Origin of the sequence: uncultured Cytophaga sp., from assembly GCF_937863595.1 — a bacterium.
Classification (GTDB): Bacteria; Bacteroidota; Bacteroidia; order Cytophagales; family Cytophagaceae; genus Cytophaga.
This window is the reverse complement of sequence record NZ_CALMGQ010000159.1, coordinates 58,267-72,185: the sequence shown is the minus strand read 5'-3', so window position 1 is coordinate 72,185 and position 13,919 is coordinate 58,267. Positions and strand designations below refer to the sequence as shown.

Genomic DNA, 13,919 nt, shown 5'->3' with positions numbered 1-13,919 from the left:
ATATATAGGCGACAAATTAGTTGATTTTGAAGTTCGTTTTCAAGATATTATTTACAATACCTTTCGTATTGATAAATATACCTTTTTAATTAAATCGTCCGATGCCATAACTGTTATCGTTGATGGCGACGAAAGCAATACAGTGCCTCTTTTAAAAATGCGCAATCTAAAATAAATCATAAATTACTCGACTAAAATTATTTATGAAAACAGATTCGAATTTTTTTGAAGAAATTCATGCTAGGGAGCAAAAAAGTAAGAAAAGGAGCTGGATGCGTCAATCATTTACCTTTAAGCATGGTTTGGCAATTGGCGCATTATGTATGATCGGTATATTAATTATTGGAAGTTTTAGAGCGGTAAATCCGCTACAAGACTCAATCGAGATGCTCTCCTTGCATTTAGATTCCATACAAATTCAGCAAAATGAACGCATCATTCAATTGCTAGAAGTAAGTTCTAAACGCGATACTACAATTATACATATCGTCGCTCCAGCTTTTTAAGGAATCAATGATGCCAATTCTGCAACTTATCTGCAGTTTACGTGTTAAATTTAATATATAGTTTATTTTCCTAAAGGGCTTTATAGAAATATAGAGCCCTTTTTTTGTATCTTTATTAATCCTTTTATCAAGCATTAAGTATAGCGTGATCACTCTATTTTAATGATTGATCATTCACTCTACTAAATAAAAAAAATGAGCATTTTAGTTACTGTCTGCATTTTGTTGTTGTTAGCTTATATTTTTGATTTAACAGCATCCTTTACAAAAATTCCTTCTGTTATTTTATTACTCATTTCAGGATGGTGTGTTCAACAATTGGCTACGTGGTTTCATGTTACGGTACAAGATTTAAATCCATTGTTGCCCGTTTTAGGAACCGTAGGTTTGATTTTAATTGTAATGGAAGGAGCATTGGAGATAGAATTGGATCGTTCTAAAATACCTATGATTAAAAAATCGATGGTTGTAGCATTGATACCTATGGTGATGCTGGCTTTTTTATTAGGGTATCTGTTTCAATATTTAGGTGGATACACCTTGAAAGATAGTCTTACCTATGCCATGCCATTTTGTGTGATCAGTAGTTCTATTGCTATACCAAGTGTAAAAGGATTGAATTCACATATACGCGACTTTGTCGTTTTTGAAACTAGTGTTTCCGATATTTTAGGCGTGTTATTCTTTAATTTCTTAGCATTAAACAGTATCATCACAACAGACTCATTAGTTGAATTTGGTATACAAATAGTAGTGATCACGATTGTTTCATTTATTGCAACAGTTGGTTTGTCTTTATTATTAACTAAAGTAAATCATCATATTAAATATTCTCCCATTATCATCATTATTATATTGATATATGGAGTTTCCAAATTCTATCATTTACCTGGTTTGATTTTTATCATTATTTTCGGAATTATCTTGGGCAATTTAGATCAAGTTCGGAAGTTAAAATTTATGCATAAATTAAGACCAGAGGCTCTAGAAGGGGAGGTTGTAAAACTTAAAGAATTGTTAATTGAGGCTACCTTTTTAATTCGAGCACTTTTCTTTTTACTATTTGGTTTCTTAATGGAAACCAGAGAAATGTTAAACCCGGATACGATTTTATATGCAGTGGGCATTGTGTTGGCAATTATTCTAACACGTGTTTTTCAATTGCTTGTTTTGAAAATACCTTTGATGCCCTTATTGTTTATTGCTCCAAGAGGTTTGATTACTATCTTATTATTTGTTGCAATTGTGCCATTGCCTACAGATGCAATTATTAACAAATCTTTAATCGTTCAAGTAATTATCTTAACTTCTTTAGTTATGATGCTTGGGTTGATGTATACACCTAAAAATTTAACTGCTGAAGCGGAAGAAAAAGATGATATTGAAGTAGATGAAAAAACCATTGAAAAATTGGAATCTTAATTTATTGTTAAGCATTTATTAACGATTAGAAAATTAATTACACTATTTATGTTAGGCTTAAAATTACCTACCGATCCACGTTGGGTTGAAATTGTAGAATCAAATATCCCTGAAATATTAACGGATCATGCGTATTGCGAGCAGAAGGCTACAACCAATGCCATGTACATTGTAATCAATTTTCCCGAATACACGGAATTGGTAAGCGACATGATTGACTTGGCTCAAGAAGAATTGCAGCACTTTAAAATGGTGCACGATATTATTAAAAAGCGTGGTTTGGTTTTAGGTCGCGAGCGTAAAGATCCCTATGCAGGTGATATTTATGGATTCATGCGTAAAGGACACATACGCAAATTTGTTTTGATTGACCGCTTACTATTTTCTGCATTAATAGAAGCACGTAGTTGCGAGCGTTTTCGTTTGTTAAGCGAACAAATCAGTGATCAAGAATTGAAAGATTTCTATCGCGAATTGATGATCAGTGAAGCGACACATTATAAAACATTTATTAGCTACGCCCGCAAATACAGTGAAGGTGAAGATATTGATAAACGTTGGCAAGAATTTTTGGACTTCGAAGCAACAGTGATTGCTAAGTATGGGGATAGTGCTACGATGCACGGTTAGAAGCCGAAGGATTAAGGCTAAAAGCTTAAAGCTTAAAGTGTTAGTACTTTTATAGTAGTTATTAAATTTCATTCAATGCATATTGTACTGTTCTTTATGTTTTCACCCTATACGTTGCACTTTTACACTCTACACTTTCAACTCCTTTGAAAACAATTGCAATCATCGGTGGTGGTCCAGCTGCAATCATGCTTGCAGCAATGTTGGATGAAACAAAATTCAACGTGCATATCTATGAAAAAAATGCAACGGTCGGTCGGAAATTTTTAGTAGCTGGCGATGGTGGTTTTAATCTGACGCATTCCGAAGATATCAAAACCTTTGTTACACGATATACACCTTCTGATTTTTTAGAAGAGGCTTTGCGTGCATTTTCAAATAAAGATTTGTGTGATTGGCTTTCGAGTATCGGTATTGAAACATATACAGGTTCGAGCAAACGGATTTTTCCTATAAAAGGTATTAAGCCTATTGAAGTCCTTAATGCAATCTTAAAGCGATTGGAACAAAAAAAAGTAACCATACATACATTACATAAGTGGCTGGGATGGACAAATGAGAATGCCTTGCTGTTCGCCCATAAAGAAAGCGATGTTGTTGTAACGGCAGATAAAGTTGTATTTGCATTGGGTGGTGCAAGCTGGAAGGTAACAGGTTCCGATGGACAGTGGTTGAAATTGTTTCAGAAAAAAGATATTCTAACAAACGTATTTCAAGCATCCAATTGTGGGTATACGGTGTCTTGGACGAACGACTTCATTGAGAAATTTGAAGGAGCGTGGCTAAAAAATATTTCTGTATCCTGCGATGGTATTCATAAAAAAGGAGAATTGGTACTTTCTAAATCTGGGATTGAAGGAGGCGCAATATATGCCTTAAGCCCACAGATCAGAACCCAATTTGAATGCAATTCAAAAGCAGAAATCAAAATTGATTTTAAACCTAGTGTGTCTATTGAAGTACTTATTGAAAAACTTTCTATTCAATCGAATAAATCTGTAACACAACAATTAAAAACGGAATTGAATCTTTCGGATGTGCAAATAGCATTGTTAAAATCGCATGTTTCAAAAGAAGCATTCTTACAGCCGAATCTCTTGGCAGAGCATATTAAATCTTTTAATGTACCTGTTACGGGCATTGCACAAATAGATGAAGCCATCTCAACGGTTGGTGGTATTGCATTATCTGAAGTGGATCATACATTTCAATTGAATCGATTGCCCAATCAATATATAATCGGTGAAATGCTAGATTGGGATGCGCCTACAGGCGGGTATTTGTTGCAGGGCTGTTTTTGTATGGGGGCCTGGGTGGCAGCCAAATTCAACCAATAAAAGTTTATTTCCCAGTTGAAATTATTTTTTGTTTGCTAGGTAAAATTGCTTTAAATTTCAAGGCTAAAACCATTTTATTATGAAACATGTCTTTTTAATCTTTTTTATTTCGTTCGTTACTATTTTAAGCGCTCACGCTCAATGCACCGATTTAGTTTATAGTGCTGAAAAAAATCCTGAAAAAGGGACATCAAAGTATAAACTAGAAATTTTAAACAATGGAAATACAGCTAATATTGGCTTAGGTGAAAGTGTTGGATTCTTTTGTACTTTATATGATGCAAATAAAAAAATAATTGTTCATACAATTGTACCAACGACATTTGAAATTCAGGCAGCTACGATGAAATATGTATTTGAAATAAACAATGATATTGTTGTATTTATTGTTAATGCAAATGCTGGCGCTCCTGTTTTGATACGGTATATATTTGATGGCTTTACTGGTAAACTTAAAAAAGAAGAAATAGTACTGTCAAAACCTAAGAGAAAGATAAAGCTTATGTCGGAAGCTGAATACGCCTACGTGATACCCTCTGACTTTTTTATTCAAAAGGATCCCAATAGCGATTATTATGCACTAGCATATTTTGATTTTTATGCTACTTCTATTAATGAGAAAATTGAAGTCTTTCATTATTCTCCTACACATGAAATTATATCGAGGGCTTTTTTGAAAAATCCGGAAATTAAATATTTAAAATTGCATTATGTAAATCTATATGTTAATGGAGAAAAGTCTGTTATTGTATCTTCTTATTTATATAATGTTGATTACGGAAATGAAAAGGATGGAGAAGCGTGTTTTTATTTATCTGAATTGAAAACGGAGAGTACCAGTTTTAATAGTGTGCGTGCTTTTGAAACACCATTTTATAAAAAAGCAGAAGCAATGTTTTTTTTCAATAAAGTGACAAAAAAAGTTTTATTGTTAAGTACGGTTTATGTTAAAGGTAAAAAAGGTCAAAGCGGCGACTATGCTGTCATTTCTCAAGCATTAAATTTGGAAACATTGGCTTTGACAGACGCCTTTAATATATATTCAGAAAAAATAAATGCTGCCTACAAAGCAAATGCTTCAGGATTACTGGATTATTACTCAGGCTTTCCGCAACATTATAGCGTCAATTCAAAAGGGAATTCGATAATTTTATCAGAGATTCTATATAATGGAGTCTATCAATACCTTGGTGTTAGTTGCTTCACACCTACAGGTCAAGAAGTATTCGGTGTATATACAAATTATTTACACAGGCAGTCAAGTTTAGGTATGTCTTTCTCCTATTCAAGAGGACTTAATGGTCAATACTTCTCAAGTTTTTCAGAAACCAATTTGGGTCTTATTTCTGGAAAGTCCAGTAGCTATTTATTCCTAAATAATACAATGGAACGTTTTAAATTGGGTGATAAAGATCCAGCGCCGTGGACTCCAATTAATTCAAATTCGGTAAATTTTACAAGTTTTATATATACCATCGACGATGCAGGGATTGCTTCAAAGGAATATATTTTTGGAGAGCCGATATCTATTTTAGAAAAAAGATATTGTAGATTTAATACTGCTGATTATGATCCCGCAACTGGTTTATATGCTGTGATTGTTGTTGATGACATTAAAGGAAAGAAAACTGTTAGTGTACTTTGGATGCATTTAAAATAAAATTAAAATAAAATTAAAATATGAAAAATTCGTGAACGGGAAAAAAGTTGTAAGCATTGCTTGGATGACCTTGAATTAATTTTTGAAATGTGATCACAAAAAAGCCCATCAATATTTAAATATTGATGGGCTTTTTTATGATCACGTAAGATTTAAGGGATCACAAGTATTACTTTTTAGGAATATGTTTATCCAAGAATGCAGTTGATGCAGCATTCCATTCATTAATTAATTTTGTTCGCTTCGTATTCAGTTCTGTATTTTTTGCATTGTACGTTGCAATCGATCCATTGTATTTTTCCAATGCGGCATTGTATTGATCTATATCTTGTTGTGTTGCTGTTCCTTTTGCTTTCGAATCAATTACTTTTTTTATTTTTTCGAAGTTTTCTTTCGCTAAGAAAAATTCTAATTGTTTTGGTATTTGATTGGTTGATTCGTCTTGATAAAAAACGAGTAAGTTTCTTAATGCCGCTTCTAAGCTACCATCGCCTTTAAAAGACGGTATTGTGTCAAGTGATTTTAAGCCTTCTTTGGAAGCATCCTGTAAGGCTGTTCTGCTTTGTTGAACCACACTGATGTTTCCAGTTGAAATGGCTGCAATCATTTGATTTTCTTGGAACGAACTTTTGAATAAAAGTAAATTTAAATCACTTTGAAATTTCATTACTACATTAGCAATGCTGATAATACGATCACGACTGTCTTCTGTAGCCTTAGCCATGGTAATATTATTTTCAACTGCAAATTTGTTCACTTCTTCATGAACCATATCGCTGCCTTTATTAATTTTTTGATTGGCAATTTCCTGTGACATTACATAGGCTTCCATCATATCATAGGACTGCTCCGCAATAGCTTCCAAATCCATAATTTTTGAATAATCGTTTGCCATTACATTGTAAGAAAGGTTTAAATACGATATCATCGAATCACGCAACTCCGTCTTTCCATTGTAGGCTTTCATTTTAGAGATTTTGCTTTTTGAATTTTTCAAAATAGTCATCACTGCTTGTCTTTGAGATTCTGCTTTTTTAGCGCTCTTGCCATGAGCTACTTGGTTGATGTAATCAAAATAGCCTGTTTTAATAATTGAAAATTCTCCAGTCATACTATTTAAGTATTCTACTGCAGTTTGCGAAAAAGATTGCGTTGCTGTGAAAAGGAATACAGCGAGTACGAGCATGTATTTTTTTGAATGTTTCATATAGTTATTATTATTTGATGTTAATGAAGTCGCACATGATATCGTGCGTTAATTGTAATGTTAAATCTGTTTTTAATTCGTCTAAATATCCTGTATAAAGTTTTTTGTAATTTGCATCGTAATTTAGAAAGTCACTTTCAAGTTGGTTGTAATATACTTGAAATGCTGGTTTGATATAGCTTGCAGCAGCGGATTCTTTTAGCGAATGACTTTTAAATAATTTCATGTCTTTCCAAAATTCAGCTGCACTTAAATGTAGTACAAAATCTTCGTTTTCTGTTCTGTGCAAAGAATCAGACATCTGTGTTAAAAGTTTATATCTTGGCGTTTCTTTTATTCTAGCCGTATACTTTTCATTTAAAATTTTAATGGGTAGTGCTGGTGGAAAAGGGAATACGGCTTTTTTGGGTATTGAATCCCCAATTAAATAATACGGTTCTTTATTTTCGCGTTGGTCTAATATATTTAAATACGGAAGTGTAATATCTGGACGTACACCTTTGCCTTGGTAACTAACTCCGGTAGTTCTATAGATTTTTATTTCTGTAAATTTTACAACGCCAATATTATCATCAGAAGTAAGTTTATCGATTGCTATTGTAGAATCTAAGGGCACCATGTTTTGTCCGGTAGATTTCCCATACGTTTGTTCTCCAACAATAATCGCTCTATGATTATCTTGCATAGCAGCACTAAAAATTTCTGAAGCGGATGCACTATGTCCATTTACCATGATGCACAGCGGTCCATTATAAACTGTGCCGCGGTTCATGTCTTTGGTTAAGATTGCTTTGCCCGAATTGTCAAGTGTGTAAAACAATGGTCCGATATCAATAAAAAGACTTGACATGGATACCGCTTCATATAAGGATCCGCCACCATTATATCTTAAGTCGATAATTAAACCTTGAATGCCTTCATTTTTGAGTTTTAAAATTTCTTTTGATAATTCATTTGCAACACCTAAGGCATTTGGGTTGTTGGAGTCTGTGTAAAAAGAGGGGATAGAGATGTAGCCAATTTTTTTATCATCTTGTATGATATAGCTTTTAACCGTATTGTCTTCAAATTTTATAGCTTCTTTTTTTAATTTTACTTTTTCAATGCTCCCATTTTCTTTTTTTATTTCAAGATCTAAAATGGTATACTTACTATTCTGCAATAACTCGTTTGCTTCTGAATAGGTTAGTGCTATTGGGTCAAATGCTTGTTGGTTTAATTTAAAAGATAATACAAGATCTCCTTCCTGTACACTGTTCGAGAACCATGCAATGCTACCGGGAGCAACATAACTGATGGATAAATTTCCGTAATCGGTTTCTCCGAAGAATACGCCAAAGGTTAATACTTGTGATTGTAATTGCTCAGAAAAATTTTTAAATGTAGCGTAATCATAATATTCAGTATGTGGATCGTAACGCTTGCAGATTGCATTCAGTAAGGCATCTTCAATAGTTGCAAGGAACGTTTTTGAGGGGTTTAATAAAGCTTCAATCTTTTTTAGCTCTTTGTTAATAATGCTGTTTTTTATATCCGTATTATTGGACATAAAATTCTTGGGGGCCGTAGCGTCGTTTATATGAATGGAGTCAATTGCATAATAAGCTTCATTGAGCAGTATCATTTTTATGTAACGCTTCCAACGATTTACCTTTTTTTCTTTCGACTCCATGAATGGTTGTTCTGCAGTAGAGAACGTAATAATCTCGTTTTCTTTAAAGTCTAATTCTTTAGTCGTTAATGCATTCAGAATTGTTTGAGACTCTTTAATTCTAGTTTGATACAAGTCTGAAATTGTTGAAACTAGTTTGCATAAATCATCCGCAGATTTTGGACTAATATTCTGAACTTGAATTAATAAATTTTGTTTGTCTGTTTCATAAAAGTGAATCTTTCTATAGTCCAAATCATTCAATAGTAATTCAATTATTTGTTGTGCAACTTCTTTATTGAATTGAATTGGTGCAACATGTTTTTTTTGAAGCAAGGCCCACAAAGCATCTGTTTTTTTTGAGCAAGTAGTTAAGGTTGTTTTTGATGTATTTTGTGCGAACACGGAAAGGGATAAAAATAAGATGAGAAAGGTAATAGATATTCTCATTTTAGAAATGAATTTGTATCGCATATAAATATCGTAGTAGAATTGGATTTTAATGTAAGACGTTGAAACGAATTATAATGAAACGTTAGATCGCACACATCAATTAGCTATTACGAACATACTAAAATCTTTAAAAAGAACGAAGATAAATAGCATGCCTTTTGTCATTTAAATTATGAAATCGGAAAGAAAGTAGCAGTAATAGTGTTTAACTATAAAAAATGTGTCTTTTATTCAGATGTTTTTGAATTAAAAGAGACAATCGTTTGAAAGAATGTATTTTTAGGAATGAAATTCTACTTACAACCCTGTGCGCAAGGTTGCTGTTTTGTTATCTTTCCATTATACTGGCCTGGAGTTGTACTATTCGTTTTACAACTGTTAAAAGTTAGTGCGAAAAGCGCTATCAATACAATGAATCTTTTTTTCATGTCGGTATAACGCTATAATTTTTAATAATCGTATGTATTAGCGAATGAAATTTTTAAACCACTCTTGAAAATAATGTCCAATGTAAAACACGGGCTTTTGTTCTTCTTTCAAAGCATTTAATAGACCGACTATCCAAAGTGCGAAACAAATGATTTCAAAAGGGAAAAGAAGGAAATATACTCTGAAAAAACCTAAGATCATGGAGCCACCTAAAAATAGTATTTGCAAGCCCAAGGTTTGGCGCAAATGAAAACGTGCAATGGAGTCTTTGGTTTTGCTTTCAAAATACAAAACAAAAGCAATGATCCATCCTAAGAAAGGAATATAGGATAGTAGGGCAATGTTTTTTCCGTTCATAACTGGGTTTGATTTGGTATTTATTAAATTAAAAATTTCTTTTGAGGTAATTAAAAAGCCCCAATTTTTCAACCGAGGCTTTTTAAAATAAAGTACGATCAGATTATAAAATCATACCAGCACCTACTGTTTCGTTGGTAAACTCATCTACCAAAATAACACTACCAGTGATACGGTTTTTATTGTAGCTATCGTAGAACAATGGGCTTGTTGTACGAATCAATACACGACCGATATCGTTCAATCCGATAGTTTTATCATCTTCAATTTTGTGAAGCGTATTGATGTTCATTTTATAACGTACTTCTTTAATTACGCAACGCGCTTCTTTAGTTGTATGTCTAATAACATATTTTCCGCCTGGGTTCATTTTCTTTTCATTCAACCAACAAAGCATGAGTTCAATATCTTGACCCGATTCTGGCTGATTGTTTGGTTTAACAATCATATCTCCACGGCTGATGTCGATATTGTCTTCTAGCGTCATAGTAATAGACATCGGAGGGAAGGCTTCTTCCAACTGACCATCCATAGTTTCTACTGTTTTGATTTTAGTAGTTAAACCAGATGGCAAGTGCATTACTTCATCGCCAGGTTTAAATACGCCACCTTCAACTCTACCAGCAAAGCCTCTGAAATCATGAAACTCGTCCGACTGTGGACGAATTACATACTGCACCGGGAAACGAGAATCAATCATGTTCAAATCAGAAGCAATGTTAACTGTTTCTAATGTGTACATCAATGTGCCACCTTGGTACCAAGGTGTATTTTTAGAAGGTTCTACCACGTTATCGCCCATCAATGCAGAGATTGGGATGAAGCGAATATCCGGAATATTTAATTTTGATGCGAAGTTTGTATACTCTTCACGAATTTTGTTGAATTTCTCTTCACTGAAATCAACCAAGTCCATTTTGTTTACACATACAACAACGTGTTTGATTTGCAATAAAGACGCGATGAATGAGTGGCGACAAGTTTGCTCAATCACACCGTGACGTGCATCAATTAAGATGATTGCTAAATTGGCTGTAGATGCACCCGTAACCATGTTGCGTGTGTATTGTACGTGACCAGGAGTATCTGCAACAATGAATTTACGTTTTGGTGTAGCGAAGTAACGGTACGCAACATCAATGGTGATGCCTTGTTCGCGTTCTGCACGTAAACCATCTGTTAATAAAGAAAGGTCAACATAACCTTTACCTTTACGTGTACTGATTTCTTCAATTTGTTCCATCTGATCTTCAAAGATTGCCTTTGAGTCAAATAACAAACGACCAATTAATGTACTTTTACCATCATCTACACTACCAGCAGTAGTGAAGCGAAGTAAGTCCATGTTTAAATAACTTTCGTTTGTGATGGGTTCTGTAGTCTGATGCATAATATATTTTTCTGCGTTAAACGCTTAAATTAAAAGTAACCTTGTTTCTTACGATCTTCCATCGCTGCTTCCGAACGTTTGTCATCAGCTCTTGTACCACGTTCTGTTTGACGCGCAGTAGCAACCTCTTGTATTACTTGCTCTAATGTTGCTGCATCTGATTCAACAGCACCTGTACATGTAATGTCACCAACCGTACGGAAACGAACTTGCATATTTTCAACTTTTTCACCTTTCATTAACGTAACGAATGGTGAGCTGAACAGCAAGGTACCACCACGGTTAATGATGTCTCTTTTGTGTGTGAAGTAAATGCTTGGTATGTCTAATTTTTCAGAATAGATGTATTGCCACACGTCCATTTCTGTCCAGTTGCTTAATGGGAAAATTCGAAAGTTTTCACCTTGTTGTTTTTTACCATTGTATAAATTCCACAATTCTGGACGTTGGTTTTTAGGATCCCACTGACCGAATTCGTCTCTGTGTGAGAAGAAACGTTCTTTCGCACGTGCTTTCTCTTCGTCGCGACGTGCGCCACCAAAGCACGCATCAAATTTAAATTCTTCGATCGTATCTAAAAGCGTAATCGTTTGCAAACCGTTACGGCTTGGGTTGGGTCCTTTTTCTTCTACCGCACGACCTTGGTCGATTGAGTCTTGTACGTAACGTACAATTAGATTCGCCCCAACTTCGCGCGCCATTTTATCTCTAAATTCTATGGTCTCAACAAAGTTGTGTCCTGTATCTACGTGAACAAGAGGGAAAGGAATCTTTGCAGGAAAGAAAGCCTTTTGAGCTAAACGTACCATTACAATTGAATCTTTTCCACCTGAAAACAAAAGTGCTGGTCTCTCAAACTGAGCAGCAACTTCACGCATCATAAAGATGGCTTCAGACTCAAGTTGTTTTAAATGGGATAGTGTATATGAATTCATAATCTATTGGAATACAAAATTAATAAGAAATTTTAGGAAGGATAGCCGTTAATATTTGTTGCAAACAATCTTCTAAGCTATGTAAATCGGTACGTACTTCTAACGAAGGATGCGTAGGATGTTCAAATGGAGAATCAATGCCTGTAAAGTTTTTAATTTCGCCTGCACGTGCTTTTTTGTAAAGGCCTTTTACATCGCGTTGTTCGCATACTTCAATAGGTGTATGAATAAACAATTCGAAATAATCCTTTTCGCCAATGATATTTTTAGACATCGAACGAATTTCTTCCGTAGGACTGATCAACGAACAAATGGTGATGATGCCACACGCTGCAAACAATTTAGAAGTCTCAGCAGCACGACGGATATTCTCGGTGCGGTCTGCTTCGGTAAAACCTAAGTTGTTGTTAATGCCTGTACGAAGATTATCGCCATCTAATAAGGTGGTTAAAAAGCCACGTTCGTAGAGATCTTTTTCTAATGCTTTTGCAAGTGTACTTTTGCCTGAACCAGATAAGCCAACCATCCATATTACAATGGAATGTTGTTTTAACTGCGCTTCTTTATCCTCGCGTTGAAGGATTTTATCGAATATAGGATGTATGTGATTCACAATCTTTATTTGAAACCGATTTCAAAAATACGACTTTTTGCCTTAAAAACACATTATTCTGGCAATTAAATGCCTAGTAAAAAGCATTTTGTTGAAAATGAACGCTAAGTAGAAAGAGCGAAAATATGGACTTATAGAAAGCCTACCATTAAGAGTTTGGATACGCATGAGTTTTTCAAAAGATTGTAAGGGAGTTTTCTTAAATTGCAGAATAGAAAATAAAAATAAAATTGATGAATAATTTACTTGAGAATGCAATTATTGCCAGCATGGTAGCCGGAAAAGCAATCATGGAAGTGTATGCTATACCTGATTTTACAGATTTAATTGAAATTAAAGACGATAAATCTCCCTTAACGGTCGCCGATAAAAATGCACACCAAGTAATTTATTCCTTACTGAAAGGTGAGTTTCCAGAAATACCGATGATTTCGGAAGAAGGAAAAGGAACACCCTACGCAGAACGCAAAGATTGGAAGAGATATTGGTTGGTAGATCCATTGGATGGTACCAAAGAATTTATCAAACGCAATGGCGAGTTTACAGTAAATATTGCCTTAATGGAAAATAATCGCCCGGTTATGGGTGTTGTATATATTCCAGTAACAGACACGCTTTATGCAGGTGTTGTTGGTAAAGGTGCATTTAAAATTGTAGACGGAATAGAAACGCCAATTACAGTAAGGAAGGCTGAAGAGCAAGGTCGTACCGCGGTTGGTTCTCGTTCGCACAGTTCAGAAGACGAAGCAAAAGTATTGGCGGATTATAAAGTGACGGATTTTATTACTACAGGCAGTTCAATCAAATTTTGTTTAGTAGCAGAAGGAGCTGCAGATTTATATTACCGTGCTGGTCCAACGATGGAGTGGGATACAGCTGCTGGCCAAGCAGTATTAGAAGCCGCAGGCGGAACATTAACAAACCCGGATGGTTCTATGTTTATGTATAATAAAGAGAACTTATTGAATGGAGGGTTCTTGTGTAAGGGGGATATTTAAGAAAGTGGTCAGTGGGAAATAGTGTTCAGTGGTCAGTAAATAGTGGTCAGTGTTTGCTAACTCACTTACGCTGTTGTTGGTGTTTCGGCCTGTGCACATTTGAAACTAGTGAAGAATAATTCACGCCGTTCACCAACAACTGATTGAATATCGAACTATTTATGCGGTTGTTGGTGTTTAGGCCAATACACATTTGAAAATAGCGAAGAGTTATTCATGCCGTCCACCAACAACTGGTTTGCGCTACCATTTAATTAATGCTGAATATTTCTGGTTATTTCTGGCGCGAGTCTTGAGCGAAGCGGGACTCGTATCTATTATTCTTGCAGTC

General features: G+C 34.7%; 12 protein-coding genes. 6 read left to right on the top strand and 6 right to left on the bottom strand.

What is annotated here, in order from left to right; genetic code table 11:
• Nucleotides 1–203 precede the first annotated feature (203 nt).
• From Q0543_RS14085 to Q0543_RS14065, 5 genes are all read left to right on the top strand, one after another.
• The gene (locus Q0543_RS14085; RefSeq protein ID WP_299254399.1) at nt 204–506 is read left to right on the top strand and encodes a hypothetical protein; all 303 of its coding nucleotides are present in this window, start codon (nt 204–206) and stop codon (nt 504–506) included.
• Nucleotides 507–701: 195 nt separating this feature from the next.
• Complete coding sequence (locus Q0543_RS14080; RefSeq protein WP_299254396.1) at nt 702–1,928, top strand: cation:proton antiporter; 1,227 nt, start codon at nt 702–704, stop codon at nt 1,926–1,928.
• Nucleotides 1,929–1,976: 48 nt separating this feature from the next.
• The gene (locus tag Q0543_RS14075) at nt 1,977–2,558 is read left to right on the top strand and encodes a tRNA-(ms[2]io[6]A)-hydroxylase (protein ID WP_299254394.1); all 582 of its coding nucleotides are present in this window, start codon (nt 1,977–1,979) and stop codon (nt 2,556–2,558) included.
• Nucleotides 2,559–2,704: 146 nt separating this feature from the next.
• Nucleotides 2,705–3,895 carry a TIGR03862 family flavoprotein gene (locus Q0543_RS14070; protein WP_299254391.1) on the top strand — a complete coding sequence of 397 codons (1,191 nt, stop codon included), beginning with the start codon at nt 2,705–2,707 and terminating at the stop codon, nt 3,893–3,895.
• Between the two features lie 79 nt (nt 3,896–3,974).
• Nucleotides 3,975–5,555, top strand: a complete 1,581-nt coding sequence (locus Q0543_RS14065) for a hypothetical protein (protein WP_299254389.1) — start codon at nt 3,975–3,977, stop codon at nt 5,553–5,555.
• A 169-nt stretch (nt 5,556–5,724) separates the two neighbouring features.
• On the opposite strand, the gene Q0543_RS14060 is transcribed toward Q0543_RS14065, so the two are convergent.
• The 6 genes from Q0543_RS14060 to cysC form a co-directional block, all read right to left on the bottom strand.
• On the bottom strand, nt 5,725–6,762 hold the full coding sequence (locus Q0543_RS14060; RefSeq protein ID WP_299254387.1) for a hypothetical protein: 1,038 nt from the start codon (nt 6,760–6,762) through the stop codon (nt 5,725–5,727).
• 10 nt (nt 6,763–6,772) lie between these two features.
• Nucleotides 6,773–8,863, bottom strand: a complete 2,091-nt coding sequence (locus Q0543_RS14055) for a S41 family peptidase (RefSeq protein ID WP_299254384.1) — start codon at nt 8,861–8,863, stop codon at nt 6,773–6,775.
• A 468-nt stretch (nt 8,864–9,331) separates the two neighbouring features.
• On the bottom strand, nt 9,332–9,652 hold the full coding sequence (locus Q0543_RS14050) for a DUF4870 domain-containing protein (protein WP_299254381.1): 321 nt from the start codon (nt 9,650–9,652) through the stop codon (nt 9,332–9,334).
• Between the two features lie 103 nt (nt 9,653–9,755).
• The gene (gene cysN, locus Q0543_RS14045; RefSeq protein ID WP_299254378.1) at nt 9,756–11,042 is read right to left on the bottom strand and encodes a sulfate adenylyltransferase subunit CysN; all 1,287 of its coding nucleotides are present in this window, start codon (nt 11,040–11,042) and stop codon (nt 9,756–9,758) included.
• A 29-nt stretch (nt 11,043–11,071) separates the two neighbouring features.
• On the bottom strand, nt 11,072–11,977 hold the full coding sequence (gene cysD / locus Q0543_RS14040; protein ID WP_299254375.1) for a sulfate adenylyltransferase subunit CysD: 906 nt from the start codon (nt 11,975–11,977) through the stop codon (nt 11,072–11,074).
• A gap of 19 nt (nt 11,978–11,996) precedes the next feature.
• Nucleotides 11,997–12,590, bottom strand: coding sequence for an adenylyl-sulfate kinase (cysC, locus tag Q0543_RS14035; protein WP_299254372.1), 594 nt, complete (start codon nt 12,588–12,590; stop codon nt 11,997–11,999).
• 233 nt (nt 12,591–12,823) lie between these two features.
• Between cysC and cysQ the strand changes: the two genes are divergently transcribed.
• Nucleotides 12,824–13,588 carry a 3'(2'),5'-bisphosphate nucleotidase CysQ gene (gene cysQ / locus Q0543_RS14030; RefSeq protein ID WP_299254369.1) on the top strand — a complete coding sequence of 255 codons (765 nt, stop codon included), beginning with the start codon at nt 12,824–12,826 and terminating at the stop codon, nt 13,586–13,588.
• Nucleotides 13,589–13,919 lie beyond the last annotated feature (331 nt).